The sequence below is a fragment of the Pseudomonas soli genome (genome assembly GCF_021283165.2).
Taxonomy (GTDB): Bacteria; Pseudomonadota; Gammaproteobacteria; order Pseudomonadales; family Pseudomonadaceae; genus Aquipseudomonas; species Aquipseudomonas soli.
In genome coordinates this window covers 139276-155000 of the sequence record NZ_CP128543.1, presented here as the reverse complement: position 1 = coordinate 155000, position 15725 = coordinate 139276, and the positions used below count along the sequence as shown (strand labels likewise).

At 63.1% G+C, this 15725-nt stretch carries 12 protein-coding genes (1 of these 12 running past the window's edge); 7 read left to right on the top strand and 5 right to left on the bottom strand.

What is annotated here, in order from left to right; translation table 11 throughout:
* Nucleotides 1–1022 carry the 5' portion of a CaiB/BaiF CoA transferase family protein gene (locus LU688_RS00720; protein WP_232887887.1) on the bottom strand. It extends 199 nt beyond the left edge of the window, so only the first 1022 of its 1221 coding nucleotides appear in the window; its start codon is at nt 1020–1022; its stop codon lies off the left edge, out of view.
* A 15-nt stretch (nt 1023–1037) separates the two neighbouring features.
* Nucleotides 1038–2219: an acyl-CoA dehydrogenase gene (locus LU688_RS00715; protein WP_023630017.1), complete on the bottom strand. Its 1182-nt coding sequence runs from the start codon at nt 2217–2219 to the stop codon at nt 1038–1040.
* A gap of 163 nt (nt 2220–2382) precedes the next feature.
* Here LU688_RS00715 and LU688_RS00710 point away from each other — a divergent pair, with 163 nt between their 5' ends.
* From LU688_RS00710 to scpC, 5 genes are all read left to right on the top strand, one after another.
* A complete protein-coding gene (locus tag LU688_RS00710; protein ID WP_094010763.1) occupies nt 2383–3282 on the top strand; it encodes a LysR family transcriptional regulator in 900 nt (299 codons plus the stop codon).
* Between the two features lie 438 nt (nt 3283–3720).
* A complete protein-coding gene (locus LU688_RS00705) occupies nt 3721–4842 on the top strand; it encodes a Re/Si-specific NAD(P)(+) transhydrogenase subunit alpha (protein ID WP_160290880.1) in 1122 nt (373 codons plus the stop codon).
* 11 nt (nt 4843–4853) lie between these two features.
* Nucleotides 4854–5168, top strand: a complete 315-nt coding sequence (locus LU688_RS00700) for an NAD(P) transhydrogenase subunit alpha part 2 (RefSeq protein ID WP_023631272.1) — start codon at nt 4854–4856, stop codon at nt 5166–5168.
* Nucleotides 5169–5170: 2 nt separating this feature from the next.
* Complete coding sequence (locus LU688_RS00695) at nt 5171–6607, top strand: NAD(P)(+) transhydrogenase (Re/Si-specific) subunit beta (protein ID WP_023631271.1); 1437 nt, start codon at nt 5171–5173, stop codon at nt 6605–6607.
* A 193-nt stretch (nt 6608–6800) separates the two neighbouring features.
* Complete coding sequence (gene scpC, locus LU688_RS00690) at nt 6801–8294, top strand: succinyl-CoA:acetate CoA-transferase ScpC (protein WP_094010765.1); 1494 nt, start codon at nt 6801–6803, stop codon at nt 8292–8294.
* Nucleotides 8295–8395: 101 nt separating this feature from the next.
* Here the strand turns inward: scpC and LU688_RS00685 are convergent, their stop codons facing one another.
* Nucleotides 8396–10063 (bottom strand): putative bifunctional diguanylate cyclase/phosphodiesterase, encoded by a 1668-nt coding sequence (locus LU688_RS00685; RefSeq protein ID WP_094010766.1) that lies wholly within the window; start codon nt 10061–10063, stop codon nt 8396–8398.
* 256 nt (nt 10064–10319) lie between these two features.
* Between LU688_RS00685 and rep the strand changes: the two genes are divergently transcribed.
* Both rep and LU688_RS00675 read left to right on the top strand, forming a co-directional pair.
* Nucleotides 10320–12329: a DNA helicase Rep gene (gene rep / locus LU688_RS00680; protein ID WP_094010767.1), complete on the top strand. Its 2010-nt coding sequence runs from the start codon at nt 10320–10322 to the stop codon at nt 12327–12329.
* 221 nt (nt 12330–12550) lie between these two features.
* Nucleotides 12551–13123 (top strand): xanthine phosphoribosyltransferase, encoded by a 573-nt coding sequence (locus LU688_RS00675; RefSeq protein ID WP_011536381.1) that lies wholly within the window; start codon nt 12551–12553, stop codon nt 13121–13123.
* A 39-nt stretch (nt 13124–13162) separates the two neighbouring features.
* On the opposite strand, the gene LU688_RS00670 is transcribed toward LU688_RS00675, so the two are convergent.
* Together LU688_RS00670 and LU688_RS00665 are read right to left on the bottom strand one after the other, a co-directional pair.
* Nucleotides 13163–15025 carry an acetyl-CoA hydrolase/transferase C-terminal domain-containing protein gene (locus LU688_RS00670; RefSeq protein WP_094010768.1) on the bottom strand — a complete coding sequence of 621 codons (1863 nt, stop codon included), beginning with the start codon at nt 15023–15025 and terminating at the stop codon, nt 13163–13165.
* A 145-nt stretch (nt 15026–15170) separates the two neighbouring features.
* Complete coding sequence (locus LU688_RS00665) at nt 15171–15575, bottom strand: c-type cytochrome (protein WP_038707641.1); 405 nt, start codon at nt 15573–15575, stop codon at nt 15171–15173.
* Nucleotides 15576–15725 lie beyond the last annotated feature (150 nt).

The window sequence follows — 15725 nt, the reverse complement described above, 5'->3', positions numbered from 1 at the left end:
CGCGCCAATACCTGTGGGTCCTGGAACATCTGCGCCAGGTCATTGATCGGCCCGCATGGAACACCTGCCTTCTCCAGCTCAGTGACCCATTCAGCCGTGGTCTTGAACACCGTAGCCTGGCGAATCAACGGAATCAGCTCCGCACGATTGGCTACCCGCTGCTTATTAGTAGAGAACCGCGGGTCATCCGCCCACTGTGCCTGCCCCGCCACTTCAGCAAACTTGCGGAACTGCCCGTCATTACCCACGGTGAGAATGAAATTGCCATCCGCCGTCGGGAAGTCCTGGTAGGGCACGATATTGGGGTGCGCATTGCCCAACCGCCGGGGTGGGTTGCCTGTGGTGAGGTAGTTCATCGCCTGATTGGCCAGGCAGGCAACCTGCACATCCAGCAACGCCATGTCGATATGCTGGCCTGTGCCCGCCTGATCACGATGCGCCAAGGCCGCAAGAATCGCCACGGTGGAATACAGCCCGGTCAGGATGTCAGTGAGCGCCACCCCAACCTTCATCGGCCCCGCACCCTCCTCCCCCTCCGGGCGCCCGGTCAGGCTCATCAGCCCGCCCAACCCCTGGATCATGAAGTCATAGCCGGCACGCTTGGCATACGGCCCGGTCTGACCAAAACCGGTGATCGAGCAATAGATAAGCTTCGGATTGATGGCCTTCAGGCTTTGGTAATCCAACCCGTATGCCGCCAACCCTCCCACCTTGAAGTTCTCAATGACGATATCCGACTTCGCCGCCAACTCACACACCAGGCGCTGGCCTTCGGGCTGAGTGAAGTCGATGGTCACCGAGCGCTTGTTGCGGTTGGCCGACAGGTAGTAGGCCGCCTCGCTGGTATTCTCGCCCTGGGCATCGCGCAAGAAAGGCGGCCCCCAGGAGCGGGTGTCGTCACCTGCGCCGGGGCGCTCCACCTTGATTACATCCGCTCCAAGGTCGGCAAGGATCTGGCCGGACCAGGGGCCGGCCAATACCCGGGAAAGATCCAGCACCCGCAGATGGGAAAGCGCGCCCATGGCCTGGCTCCTCTATTAATAGAACGCCTGGATGCCGGTCTGCGCACGCCCAAGGATCAGCGCATGCACGTCGTGAGTACCTTCATAGGTGTTGACTACCTCGAGGTTGACCAGGTGGCGGGCGACGCCGAACTCGTCGGAAATACCATTGCCACCCAGCATGTCCCGCGCCAGGCGAGCGATGTCCAGGGCCTTGCCGCAGGAGTTGCGCTTCATGATCGAGGTGATCTCGACCGCCGCGGTCCCTTCGTCCTTCATCCGGCCCAGGCGCAGGCAGCCTTGCAGGGCCAGGGTGATCTCGGTCTGCATGTCGGCCAGCTTCTTCTGGATCAACTGGTTGGCAGCCAGCGGGCGGCCAAACTGCTGACGATCCAGGGTGTATTGGCGAGCGGTGTGCCAGCAGGCCTCGGCGGCCCCCAGCGCACCCCAGGAGATGCCGTAGCGGGCCGAGTTCAGGCAGGTGAACGGGCCTTTGAGGCCGCGCACGTCGGGGAAGATGTTCTCTTCCGGCACAAACACGTTATCCATGACGATCTCGCCGGTGATCGAAGCGCGCAGGCCGACCTTGCCATGGATGGCCGGAGCACTGAGGCCGTCCCAGCCTTTCTCCAGCACGAAGCCGCGGATATCGCCGGCATCGTCCTTGGCCCAGACCACGAATACATCGGCGATCGGGCTGTTGGTGATCCACATCTTGCTGCCGCTCAGGCGATAACCACCGTCGACCTTGCGGGCGCGGGTGATCATCGAGCCAGGGTCGGAACCATGGTTGGGCTCGGTCAGGCCGAAGCAGCCAATCCATTCGCCACTGGCCAGCTTTGGCAGGTACTTCTGCTTCTGTGCCTCGGTACCAAACTCGTTGATCGGCACCATGACCAGCGATGATTGCACGCTCATCATCGAGCGGTAGCCGGAGTCGATACGCTCCACCTCGCGGGCGATCAGGCCGTAGCAGACGTAGTTCAGGCCGCTGCCGCCGTACTGCTCGGGAATGGTCGCGCCGAGCAGGCCGACTTCGCCCATCTCACGGAAGATCGCCGGATCCGTCTGCTCGTGACGGAACGCCTCCAGCACACGGGGTGCCAGCTTGTCCTGGGCGAACTGATAGGCGCTGTCACGGACCATGCGCTCTTCTTCAGTGAGCTGCTGATCCAGCAGCAGCGGGTCGATCCAGTTGAAGCTTGCCTTGCCAGCCATGTGCGGATTCCTCGAAAGATGGGAACGAATTGTTGTGCTGGATTGATCCTAGGCCTGTTTGGCGTGAGGGACAAACGAGGATTGCGCACCGTTTAGTGATATTTTCTCACTTCGTAATCATCAAAATGCCCTGCTCAACGCCTGACATGTGAGGTTCACGTACATGCGCCGCAAGATTCCCAGCACCACTGCCCTGGTCTGCTTCGAGGCGGCCGCACGTCACGAGAGCTTCACCAAGGCCGCTCAGGAACTGGCCCTGACCCAGGGTGCCGTCTGTCGGCAGATCGGCAGCCTGGAGACCTTCCTCAATGTCGAACTGTTCCGCCGTTCGCGCCGGGGCGTGAAATTGACCGAAGCCGGGCTCTCCTATAGCCGCCAGGTAGCCGCACAGCTGGATGCGGTGGAGCGCGACACGCTTTCGGTGATGCGCCAGCAAGGCGCCAATGTCATCGAACTGGCGGTGGTGCCGACCTTCGGCACCCAGTGGTTGCTGCCGCGCCTGAAGGACTTCCAGCAGCGTCACCCCGAGGTCACGGTCAACCTGACCAACCGCACCCGCCCCTTCCTGTTTGCCGACACGCCCTTCGATGCCGCCATTTACTTCGGCGACGCAGACTGGTCGGGCACCCAATCCCACCGACTGATGGGCGAGAACCCCATGCCGGTGTGCAGCCCTTCCCTGCTGGAAGGGCAAGCCAGCCTCGACGCCCAGCGCATTGCCGGCTTGCCGCTGCTGCAGCAGACCACCCGCCCCTATGCCTGGCGACAATGGTTCGACGGCTTGGGGATGAGCGTCGAACGCGACATGACCGGCCCGCGCTACGAGCTGTTTTCGATGCTGGCCCAGGCCGCCATGCATGACATGGGCATTGCGCTGATTCCACCTTTCCTGATCCAGCGTGAGCTGCAGGAGGGCCGACTGGTGGTCGCTAACAGGCATGCCCTCTCCAGCGACAAGGCCTACCATCTGATGATCCCCGAGCGGAAGGTCGAGTCCGCCTCGCTACGGGCGTTCCGCGACTGGCTGGTGGCGCAGGCGCAACAGTACACCGCCACGGAATAGGGTGAAACGGCCAAAGCTGACCCCGTAGTCAATTATTTTGAACACCTACAGATATATGGATTTGTCGCAAATCCGTAATCTGTTCCGTTCACCCTGAAAAACCTAGCAACCCTAGTTACTGCGCGGGTTTGCAGCTGATTTTGCGACATTCAGCAAACTGAGAACGAAAATAGCGGAATTTTTTTCAAATTTTCTCCTAAGCTCCGCATAGCGCGTGCTTGACGGGTCGAGGGCAGGTCGTTGCGACATACGGTCACAGGGTGACTTGTAGTTTTAACTTCGTTTCGCTTCAGAACCGGTTGAAGGCCCTCGGGTTCGTCTGCAAAATGCCTCCCCCGCCCCGGATCCGGCGGGGTCGTGCTCTACGACCACCCAGCCGCACCACCCGAAGTGCGCTGGTTCCTATAAAGACAAAAGGTCACCGCAGGAGACAAAGTCGTGCACATTGGTGTTCCTCTCGAGACGCAGACGGGTGAGACAAGGGTCGCCGCGACCCCGGAAACCATTAAGAAACTGGTTGGCCAGGGCCATCAGGTCACCGTGCAACGGGGGGCAGGGCTCAAGGCCAGCATTCCGGACAGTGCCTATGAGGCCGTTGGCGCCAACTTGGGCGAAGCCGCCGACGCCTTCGGCGCGCAGCTGGTGCTCAAGGTGGTCGCGCCCAGTGACCAGGAACTGGCGCTGATCAACAGCGGCAGCCTGCTGGCAGGCATGCTCAACCCGTTCAACAACGAACTGATCGCCAAGATGGCCGAGCGCGGCATCACCGCCTTCGCCCTGGAGGCTGCACCGCGCACCTCACGCGCGCAAAGCCTCGACGTGCTGTCGTCGCAAGCCAACATCGCCGGCTACAAGGCCGTGCTGCTGGCAGCCCACCACTACCCGCGCTTCATGCCCATGCTGATGACCGCCGCCGGCACCGTGAAAGCCGCCCGTGTGCTGATCCTCGGTGCCGGTGTGGCCGGCCTGCAGGCCATCGCCACGGCCAAGCGCCTGGGCGCGGTGATCGAGGCGTCCGACGTGCGCCCGGCAGTGAAGGAGCAGATCGAGTCGCTCGGCGCCAAGTTCATCGACGTGCCCTACGAGACCGACGAGGAACGTGAGTGCGCCGAAGGTGTGGGCGGCTACGCCCGGCCAATGCCGGCCAGCTGGATGCAGCGCCAGGCCCAGGCCGTGCACGAGCGTGCCAAGCAGGCTGACATCGTCATCACCACCGCATTGATCCCCGGACGCAAGGCACCGACCCTGCTCAGCGCCGAGACCGTGGCGCAGATGAAACCCGGTTCGGTGGTCATCGACCTGGCCGCGGTCCAAGGCGGCAACTGCCCGCTGACCGTGGCCGACCAGGTGGTGATGGCGCACGGCGTGACCCTCGTCGGCCCGACCAACCTGCCGGCCCAGGTCGGTGCCGACGCCTCGGCGCTGTACGCGCGCAACCTGCTGGACTTCATGAAGCTGCTGTTCGACAAGGACGGCAACCTGGTCATCAACCTCGAAGACGACATCGTCGCCGCGTGCCTGATGTGCCGCGACGGCCAGGTCGTGCGCAAGAACGGCTGAGGAGCACGACAATGGAAGACATGCTGATTTCTCACGGCATCTACAACCTGATCATCTTCGTGCTGGCCATCTACGTGGGCTACCACGTGGTGTGGAACGTCACCCCGGCCCTGCACACGCCGTTGATGGCAGTCACCAACGCCATTTCCGCGATCGTCATCGTCGGTGCCATGCTGGCTGCCGCGCTGACCGTCACCCCGGCCGGCAAGGTCATGGGCACCCTGGCGGTGGCGCTGGCCGCGGTCAACGTGTTCGGTGGCTTCCTGGTCACCCGCCGCATGCTTGAGATGTTCAAGAAGAAAACCAAGAACGAGGGGCAGAAGTAAGCATGAGCATGAATCTGGTAACGCTCCTCTACCTCGTCGCCTCGGTATGCTTTATCCAGGCGCTCAAGGGCCTGTCGCACCCGACCACTTCGCGGCGCGGCAACCTGTTCGGCATGATCGGCATGGGCATCGCCATCCTCACCACAGTTGGCCTCATCTATAAGCTTGGCGCCGAGCTTGCGACCGCGGGTATCGGCTACGTGATCGTCGGCTTGTTGGTCGGTGGTACTGCCGGTTCGATCATGGCCAAGCGTGTCGAGATGACCAAGATGCCGGAGCTGGTCGCCTTCATGCACAGCATGATCGGCCTGGCCGCGGTATTCATTGCCATCGCCGCCGTGCTCGAACCACAGTCGCTGGGCATCGTCGCCGCCATCAGCGACCCGATCCCCACCGGCAACCGCCTCGAGCTGTTCCTTGGCGCGGCCATTGGCGCCGTCACCTTCTCAGGTTCCGTGATCGCCTTCGGCAAGCTGTCGGGCAAGTACAAGTTCCGCCTGTTCCAGGGCGCACCGGTACAGTTCGCCGGCCAGCACAAGTTGAACCTGATCCTGGGCTTGGCGACCATCGCCCTGGGGCTGCTGTTCACCTTCACCGGCCACTACAGCGCCTTCACCCTGATGCTGGCCCTGGCCTTCGTCATGGGCGTGCTGATCATCATCCCGATCGGCGGCGCAGACATGCCGGTGGTGGTGTCGATGCTCAACAGCTATTCGGGTTGGGCAGCAGCCGGTATCGGCTTCTCGCTGAACAACTCGATGCTGATCATCGCCGGCTCCCTGGTCGGCTCCAGCGGTGCGATCCTCTCGTACATCATGTGCAAGGCGATGAACCGTTCGTTCTTCAATGTGATCCTCGGTGGCTTCGGTGCCGACGTCGATGCCGGTGCCGCGACGGGTTCGAAAGAGCAGCGCCCGGTGAAATCCGGCTCGGCCGACGACGCTACCTTCCTGCTGAGCAACGCCGACAGCGTGATCATCGTCCCGGGCTACGGCCTGGCGGTGGCCCGCGCCCAGCACGCGCTCAAGGAACTGACCGAGAAGCTGACCCACAACGGCGTGACCGTGAAGTATGCGATCCACCCGGTAGCGGGGCGCATGCCCGGGCACATGAACGTGCTGCTGGCCGAGGCCGAGGTGCCGTACGACCAGGTGTTCGAGATGGAGGACATCAACGCCGAGTTCGGCCAGGCCGACGTGGTGCTGGTGCTGGGCGCCAACGACGTGGTCAACCCGGCAGCGAAGAATGATCCGAAGTCGCCGATCGCCGGCATGCCGATCCTCGAGGCCTTCAAGGCCAAGACCATCATCGTCAACAAGCGCTCCATGGCCAGCGGCTATGCCGGCCTGGACAACGAGTTGTTCTACCTGGACAAGACCATGATGGTGTTCGGTGACGCGAAGAAGGTCATCGAGGACATGGTCAAGGCTGTGGAATAGGTCCAAGGACCGCATCACGACCGCTTGTACAAGACAAACCCCGGGAAGCCATTTCCGGGGTTTGTCGCATTTGCCTGATCCAGATCAACGGCTCTATTTCCGGGCCGCTCATACGACCATGGTCGCGGGACGGCACCGGGCGAAATCTCTAGACTGCGCTTCCAGTAGCTTCAGTAGCCTGAGATAACAATCCATGTACCGTGATCGTATCCGCTTGTCCTCCCTGCACAGCAAGGTAATGAGTGCGGCTGACGCCGCTGGCCTGATCGAGGACGGCATGACCGTCGGCATGAGCGGCTTTACCCGCGCCGGTGAAGCCAAGGCCGTGCCCCACGCACTGGCCGAGCGCGCCAAGCAGTCGCCGCTGAAGATCAGCCTGATGACCGGCGCCAGCCTGGGCAACGACCTGGACAAGCAACTGACCGAAGCCGGCGTACTCGCCCGGCGCATGCCGTTCCAGGTCGACAGCACCCTGCGCAAGGCCATCAACGACGGCAAGGTAATGTTCATCGACCAGCACCTGTCGGAAACCGTCGAGCAGTTGCGCAACAAGCAACTGACCCTGCCGGACATCGCGGTCATCGAGGCAGTGGCGATCACCGAGCAAGGCCATATCGTGCCGACCACCTCGGTGGGCAACTCGGCCAGCTTCGCGATCTTCGCCAAGCAGGTCATCGTCGAGATCAACCTGTCGCACAACGCCAACCTCGAAGGCCTGCACGACATCTACATCCCGACCTACCGTCCGACCCGCACGCCGATCCCGCTGGTGAAGGTCGACGACCGCATCGGCAGCACTGCGATCCCGATCGACCCTGCGAAGATCGTTGGCATCGTCATCAGCGACCAGTCGGACTCGCCGTCCACCGTGCTGCCGCCGGATCACGAGACCCAAGGCATCGCCGACCACCTGATCGCCTTCCTCAAGGGCGAGGTGGACGCCGGCCGCATGAGCAACAACCTAGGCCCGCTGCAGGCCGGCATCGGCAGCATCGCCAACGCGGTGATGTGCGGCCTGATCGAGTCGCCGTTCGAAAACCTGACCATGTACTCCGAAGTGCTGCAGGATTCGACCTTCGACCTGATCGACGCCGGCAAGCTGAGCTTTGCCTCGGGCAGCTCGATCACCCTGTCGAGCCGACGCAATGCCGATGTGTTCGGCAATCTGGAGCGCTACAAGGACAAGCTGGTGCTGCGTCCGCAGGAGATTTCCAACCACCCTGAAGTCGTGCGTCGCTTAGGCATCATCGGCATCAACACGGCGCTGGAGTTCGACATCTACGGCAACGTCAACTCCACCCACGTCTGCGGCACCAAGATGATGAACGGCATCGGCGGCTCGGGCGACTTCGCCCGCAACGCCCACCTGGCGATCTTCGTCACCAAGTCAATCGCCAAGGGCGGCGCGATTTCCAGCGTGGTGCCGATGGTCAGTCACGTCGACCATACCGAGCACGACGTGGACATCCTGGTGACCGAGGTGGGCCTGGCCGACCTGCGCGGCCTGGCGCCACGCGAGCGCGCCCGGGTGATCATCGACAACTGCGTGCACCCGGACTACCGCGCCGCGCTGAACGATTACTTCGAGCGCGCCTGCCAGCGTGGCGGGCATACCCCGCATATCCTGCGCGAGGCGCTGAGCTGGCACGAGAACCTGGAGGAGACCGGGCGCATGCTCGCCGGTTGATCCAAAGGCGACAGGCGCCGCTGACGCGGCGCATCGCCGGCAAGCCACCTCCCACAAGGACGGCACAAAACCTATGGGAGCCGGCTTGCCGGCGATGGGGGCTAAAGGGTCTGCACCAGGCCCGGAGCCGGCACCTGCAACAGGTACTCGATCAACGCCTCCACCGGCAACGGCCGACTGACCAGGAAGCCCTGCACCTGGTCGCAACCGAACGCCCGCAGCAGCGCCAGCTGCTCCTCACTCTCCACACCTTCTGCCACCACCTCCAGGTTGAGGTTGTGCGCCAGGTTGATCATCGCGTGGACCAGCTTGGCGTTCTCTTCGCGTTGCTCCATGCCGCCGACGAAGCTCCGATCGACCTTCAGCAAGGTGATCGGCAAGCTGTTCAAGTGCACGAACGATGAAAAGCCGGTGCCGAAGTCATCCAGCGAGAAGCGCACCCCCAGCCGCCCGAGGGCATCCATGGTCTGGCGCACCAACTCGTTGCGCCGCATCACGGCAGTCTCGGTCAGCTCGAACTCCAGCCAGCGCGCATCGACCCCGTGCTCGACGATCAGCCGGCTCAGGGTTGCCAGCAACTGGCTGTCCTGGAATTGGCGGAAGCTCAGGTTCACCGCCATGTGCAGCGGTGCCAGGCCGCGCTCGCGCAAAGCCTGCATATCACTCAGCGCCCGCGAGATCACCCAGTAACCCAGAGGCACGATCAAACCGCTCTGCTCGGCCAACGGCACGAACTCGCTCGGTGCCAGCAGGCCGCGCTCGGGATGGTTCCAGCGCACCAGCGCCTCGAGCCCGACGATACGACCGTCGGCGAGGTTGAGCCGCGGCTGGTAGTGCAGTTCCAACTCGTCACGACGCAGGGCGCGGCGCAGTTCGCTTTCTAGGTCGGCCAGGCTGCGGGCGTTGCGATTGATGCGCTCGTTGAACACATGGAAGGTACAGCCCTGACTGCTCTTGGCCTGGCGCATGGCAATGTGCGCGTGCCACATCAGTGGGTCGGCGCCGGCCTGGGCGCGGGCATGGGCGATGCCCAGGCTACAGCCGAGCAGCAGGCTTTCGCCATCGATCCAATAGGGCTCGGTCAGAGCCTCGGTGATGCGCTCGGCCATCCACTCGGCGCGGTTGGGATCGCGCCGGGTGTCGATCAACAGGGCAAATTCGTCGCTGCCCAGACGCGCGAGTTGGTCACTTGCCTCCAGCTGATGCTTCAGCCGGGCGACCACCTGCAGGATCAGCCGATCGCCTCCCTGGTGGCCGAGGGCATCGTTGACGTGGCGAAAATTGTCCAGATCGAGGTGGCCAAGGGCCAGGCCACGGCCATCGTTCTCAGCCAAGCGGGCGGTCAACAGGGCCTGGAAGCCTTGCCGGTTGGCGATGCCGGTCAGCGGGTCTTGTTCGGCCAGGCGCTGCAGAGTGGCCACCAGCACGCCGCGCTCACGCACATGGCGCAGCGAACGACGCAGCGTGTCGGTAGTCAGCTGCGCCAGCACCAGCCAGTCGCTTGCGCCCAACGGGGCAGTGAGGGGCTCCTGCTCCAGCAGCAAGATGGTCGGCAGCTCGCAACGCCCCGGCGCAGGCTGCAGCTCGGGGGTAGCCAACACCACGGCCTGGCGGTCATTGGCAAACAGGCTGTCCACCGCCGCCCAGTTCGGCGCAGTCAGCAGCACAACGCTGCCACCCATCGGTTGCAGGCACTCGCGCAAATGCACGGCCCATTCCGACTCATCAGCCAACAGCAGCAAACGCAGGGGTTCGACAGGCGTGGACAAGCGGGCTCCTTAGACATGGGCGGTGGAACGGCGAGCGCGGGCAATCCTACCCGATTAATTGGAAATGATTTTCACTTTTAGTCGTTGCCTGTCCCTGGCCGCCATCCCGACGCAATCTGACGTGCATCCTGCGCGAAAGTAGCAGATGCGGCAAATCCGATTCGCGCCCTGCATCACAACGTCAGACGGTCGCGCATTAACCAGCCCATGCCTGCTAGAATGCGCGGCTATTTTCTGGTTACCCCCGGTTTCTAGCATGTCCCGACTCAATCCCCGGCAACAGGAAGCCCGCGACTACGTCGGCGGCCCTCTTTTGGTGCTCGCCGGTGCAGGCTCCGGCAAGACCAGCGTGATCACGCGCAAGATTGCCCACCTCATCCAGAACTGCGGCATCCGTGCCCAGTACATCGTCGCCATGACCTTTACCAACAAGGCCGCGCGCGAGATGAAGGAGCGAGTCGCCACCCTGCTGCGTCCGGGGGAAGGCCGTGGCCTGACCGTGTGCACCTTCCACAACCTTGGCCTGAACATCATCCGCAAGGAGCATGACCGCCTGGGCTACAAGCCGGGGTTCTCGATCTTCGACGAGTCCGACATCAAGGCATTGCTGTCGGACATCATGCAGAAGGAATACTCCGGCGACGACGGCATCGACGAGATCAAGAACATGATCGGTGCCTGGAAGAACGACCTGGTCCTGCCGCCCGAGGCCCTGGAAAAGGCGCGCAACCCGCGCGAGCAGACCGCGGCCATCGTCTACACCCACTACCAGCGCACGCTCAAGGCCTTCAACGCGGTGGACTTCGACGACCTGATCCTGCAGCCGGTGAAGCTGTTCCAGGAACACCCCGACGTGCTCGAACGCTGGCAGAACCGCGTGCGCTACCTGCTGGTGGACGAATACCAGGACACCAACGCCAGCCAGTACCTGCTGGTGAAGATGCTGATCGGCATGCGCAACCAGTTCACCGTGGTCGGCGACGACGACCAGTCGATCTACGCCTGGCGTGGCGCCCGCCCCGAGAACCTGATGCTGCTCAAGGAGGACTACCCCTCCCTGAAGATCGTCATGCTCGAGCAAAACTACCGCTCCACCAGCCGCATCCTGCGCTGCGCCAACGTGCTGATCGCCAACAACCCGCATGCCTTCGAAAAGCAGCTGTGGAGCGAGATGGGCATCGGCGACGAGATCCGCGTGATCCGCTGCAAGAACGAGGAAGCCGAGGCCGAACGCGTGGCCATGGAAATCCTCACCCTGCACCTGCGCACCAACCGCCCGTACAGCGACTTCGCCATCCTCTACCGCGGCAACTACCAGGCCAAGCTGATCGAATTGAAGCTGCAGCACCACCAGGTGCCGTATCGCCTGTCCGGCGGCAACAGCTTCTTCGGTCGCCAGGAGGTCAAGGACCTGATGGCCTACCTGCGCCTGCTGGTGAACCCCGACGACGACAATGCCTACCTGCGCGTGATCAACGTACCGCGCCGCGAAATCGGCTCGACCACGCTGGAAAAGCTCGGTAACTACTCAACCGAGCGCGGTATCTCGATGTACGCCGCCAGCGAGGAGATGGGCCTGGGCGAGCACCTCGACGCTCGCTACACCGAACGCCTGCAGCGCTTCAAGCACTGGCTCGACGGGGTACGCCACAAAGTCGCCCTGGACGACCCGATCGCCGCGCTGCACGAGATGATCCGCGACATCGACTACGAGAACTGGATCCGCCAGCAAACCGCCAGCGACAAGGCCGCGGAGTTCCGCATCAGCAACGTCTGGTTCCTGGTTGAAGCGCTGAAGAACACCCTCGAGAAGGACGAAGAGGGTGACATGACCATCGAGGACGCAATCGGCAAGCTGGTACTGCGCGACATGCTCGAGCGCCAGCAGGAAGAGGAAGAAAACGCCGAGGGCGTGCAGATGATGACCCTGCACGCCTCCAAGGGCCTGGAATTCCCTTACGTGTTCATCATGGGCATGGAGGAGGAGATTCTTCCCCACCGCTCGAGTATCGAGGCCGACACCATCGAGGAAGAACGCCGCCTGGCCTACGTGGGCATCACCCGCGCGCGCCAGACCCTGGCCTTCACCTTCGCCGCCAAGCGCAAGCAGTACGGCGAAATCATCGATTGCACACCGAGCCGGTTCCTGGATGAACTGCCGCCGGACGACCTGGCCTGGGAAGGCCTGGACGATGCGCCCGTGGAAGTGAAAGCCGCGCGCGGCAACAACGCCCTGGCCGATATCCGGGCAATGCTCAAACGCTGATCAACCATTATTCTTAAACTTTGCCGCTATTTGCGGCCACGGTGGCTTGTATGGCCGATTTGTGAGTTCAAATTCGAGTGCCAGGGTTCGGCACACAAGGCGACACGACGAGTCGTAGCCCAGCTACGGCGAGGAGTGGCAACGCAGTGTGACGAAGTCTGGCGCCGAAGTTGGACTTACAAATCGGCCATACAGGCCACTCATTACATCGGAGACACACAGTGGAAGCACTGCAGCAGAAGATTCGCGAAGAAGGCATCGTGCTTTCCGACCAGGTACTCAAAGTCGATGCGTTTCTCAACCACCAGATCGACCCGGCGCTGATGCAGCTGATCGGTGACGAGTTCGCCCGCCTGTTCGCCGACTCCGGCGTGACCAAGATCGTCACCATCGAAGCCTCGGGAATTGCCCCGGCGGTGATGACCGGCCTGAAGCTCGGCGTGCCGGTGATCTTCGCCCGCAAGCACCAGTCGCTGACCTTGACCGAGAACCTGCTGACTGCCTCGGTGTATTCCTTCACCAAGCAGACCGAGAACACCGTGGCCATCTCGCCGCGCCACCTCAACAGCAGCGACCGCGTGCTGGTGATCGATGACTTCCTGGCCAACGGCAAGGCGTCCCAGGCGCTGATCTCGATCATCAAGCAAGCCGGCGCCACCGTGGCCGGCCTGGGCATCGTCATCGAGAAGTCGTTCCAGGGCGGCCGCGCCGAGCTGGACAGCCAGGGCTACCGCGTCGAATCGCTGGCCCGGGTGAAGTCGCTGGAAGGTGGCGTGGTCACCTTCATCGAGTGATGGATCCGTGGGAGCGGGCTTGCCCGCTCCCACGCAGCCTCACGGCTTGGTAGCCTGAAGCCCCGCCAGCAGCAGCCGCTGGTACAACTCCTCCTTCAGCCCCTGTGGCTCCCCCAGCCCCATGCGCGCCAACTGCGCTGCATAGGCCTCGGGCGCCGGCGCATCCAGCGCCGCCTTGCCCAGCTCCAGCACCTCGCTCAGCTTGAACTTGCTCTTGAGCCAATTCAGCGCCCGCAACAAGTCACGCTCCTCGGCCGTGAAATCGCTGCCCAGCGGATATTCCGGAAACAATCGCGCATGCCGCGCGCGGGTTGCCTCCAGGCGCTCGGGAGTGTTGTCGGTATAGCGCGCATCCAGCACGAAGTCCTTCGCCAGCTTGCCCGCCGACTTGGCCCGCTCCATCAGCTCGCGCTGAAAACGAGAATCACTGATCGCCAGCAGCCGCGCAATCACCTCGCTGTCGGTCTGCCCGCGCAGGTCGGCAATGCCGTATTCGGTGATCACGATGTCTCGCAAGTGCCGGGGTATGGTGCAGTGGCCGTAGGTCCAGTAAAGGTTGGAGGTCACCTCACCACCGGCCTCGCGCCAGCTACGCAGCAACAGGATCGAGCGACCGCCCTCCAGCGCATGGCCCTGGGCGACGAAGTTGTACTGCCCGCCCACGCCGCTGAGCACCCGGCCATCTTCGAGCTGGTCGGCGACACCGGCCCCCAGCAAGGTCATGCCGAATACCGTATTGATGAAACGCGCATCTCGGCGCTGACGGCGCTTGCGCTCTTCCTGGCCGTACAGCTCGTTGATGTAGCTGATGGCGGTCATCGCGAAGCGTGCGCGCTGCTCCAGCGGCGTCTCGCGTAGGCGCTGGTAGAACGCCCGTGGGCCAAGGAAAAAGCCGCCATGCACCAGCACGCCGTGCTCGTCCGCGGGGCGGCGCACTACCCCGGCTTCGGCCAGGGCCAGCAACCCGTTGACGAACATTTCGCTGCAGCCATATAGCCCCTGGGCGAAGGTATCCAGCCCCCCTTCCCGCTCGATCAGAGCCTGCCATGGGCCCACATCCAGCTCATCGAGCAGCGCACGATAGCCTTCGTTGTCGCCCTGGCGTGCCAGCAGCGCCGCCGCCACCGCATCGCCCATGGCGCCGATGCCGATCTGCAGGGTACCGCCGTCGCGCACCAGGGTGCTGGCATGCAGGCCGATGCAATGGTCCTGGGTGTTCACCGGCATGTTTGGCGTTGAGAACAACCGGCGACTTTCGGGCTGGTCGATCAACAGGTCGAACTGCTCCAGGCCCAGTTCCGCGTCCCCTGGCATGTAGGGCAGTTCGTCATGGACCTGGCCAAGCACCAGGATGGTCTCGCCCTCAGCACGGCGCCGGGCGATCATCGGCAGCAGGTCCAGGGTGATATCGGGATTGCAGGCCAGGCTCAGGTGATCGGGCCGCTCGGGCGTGGCCGCCACTAGCTGCGCGATCAGGTTCAGCCCCTTGGCGTTGATATCCCGTGCTGCGTGGCTGTAGTTGCTGCTGACGTAGTCCTGCTGGGCCGTATCGCTGTGCAGCAGGCTGCCGGGCTGCATGAAGAACTGCTCGACACGGATGTTCGGCGGGAGCTTGTCGCCACGCAGGTCGGCCAGGTATGCGAGCTCCTCATAGTCGGCGAATACACGCTCGATGAAAGGCTCAAGGAAGCGCCGTTGCAAGCCATCGCCCAACGGCGGGCGGCCAAGTGACAGGGCGGTGTAAAGGGTCAGACGACGCTCGGGCAACTCGCTGATGCGGGTGTACAGCGCGTTGACGAAGGCATTGGGTTTGCCCAGGCCAAGCGGTAGGCCCATGTGAATATGGCTGGGCAGTCGGGCCAGGGCCTGTTCGACAGCCTGGTCGATGGAGCAGCGATACATCTGGGCCTCCTGAGTCATCCGTGGGTTCAGGGGTTGGACACAAGGCACAGCGGGTTGGTTGCCTGTCCCGTCCTCGCAATAGGGCTATCGGCCCAAAAACAAAAGCCCGCCATCAGAGGCGGGCCTTATACAAGTCAGGCCTGGCTCACAGCCCGGACATCTTCTTGATCGCACCCTTCAGGTCATCATCCGAGCAATCGGCGCAGGTGCCCTTCGGTGGCATGGCGTTGATCCCTGTGATGGCCTTGGCCAGGATGCCATCGAGTCCGCCCTGGTGGTCGGCACGCTCTTTCCACGCGGCGGTATCACCGATCTTCGGCGCGTTCAGCAGGCCGGTGCCATGGCAGGCATTGCAATGCTTGGCGATGATTTCGTCTGGCGTCTTGGCACCGCCGCCACCGGCGCTGGCGGCCACTTCCATGCCCTTGCATTCCTGGCCCTGGACGCACACCTGGCCGACCGGCTCGAGACGCTTGGCGATGTCGTCGTTGGTTGCAGCGGTTGCGCTCATTGCCCAAAGGGCGAATACGGCTGCTGGTACGGCCAGCATCTTCTTGATTTGGTTCACGCGAACACCCTCATGGTGGCTAATCACGCCCGCGGCCACGGAATTGCGAGCGTTGAAAAGTATAGCGGGAACCTGGAAGGCGTGAAACGACCACACTCAGGGAAAGGGTATTGACCCGTCAATGCACTGCGC

What these genes read in the sequence shown, in the direction of transcription:
- LU688_RS00715 (WP_023630017.1), bottom strand. Translation starts at nt 2,219, where the DNA reads ATGGCTGGCAAGGCAAGCTTCAACTGGATCGACCCGCTGCTGCTGGAT.
- LU688_RS00710 (WP_094010763.1), top strand. Translation starts at nt 2,383, where the DNA reads ATGCGCCGCAAGATTCCCAGCACCACTGCCCTGGTCTGCTTCGAGGCG.
- LU688_RS00700 (WP_023631272.1), top strand. Translation starts at nt 4,854, where the DNA reads ATGGAAGACATGCTGATTTCTCACGGCATCTACAACCTGATCATCTTC.
- LU688_RS00695 (WP_023631271.1), top strand. Translation starts at nt 5,171, where the DNA reads ATGAGCATGAATCTGGTAACGCTCCTCTACCTCGTCGCCTCGGTATGC.
- scpC (WP_094010765.1), top strand. Translation starts at nt 6,801, where the DNA reads ATGTACCGTGATCGTATCCGCTTGTCCTCCCTGCACAGCAAGGTAATG.
- rep (WP_094010767.1), top strand. Translation starts at nt 10,320, where the DNA reads ATGTCCCGACTCAATCCCCGGCAACAGGAAGCCCGCGACTACGTCGGC.
- LU688_RS00670 (WP_094010768.1), bottom strand. Translation starts at nt 15,025, where the DNA reads ATGTATCGCTGCTCCATCGACCAGGCTGTCGAACAGGCCCTGGCCCGA.
- LU688_RS00665 (WP_038707641.1), bottom strand. Translation starts at nt 15,575, where the DNA reads ATGCTGGCCGTACCAGCAGCCGTATTCGCCCTTTGGGCAATGAGCGCA.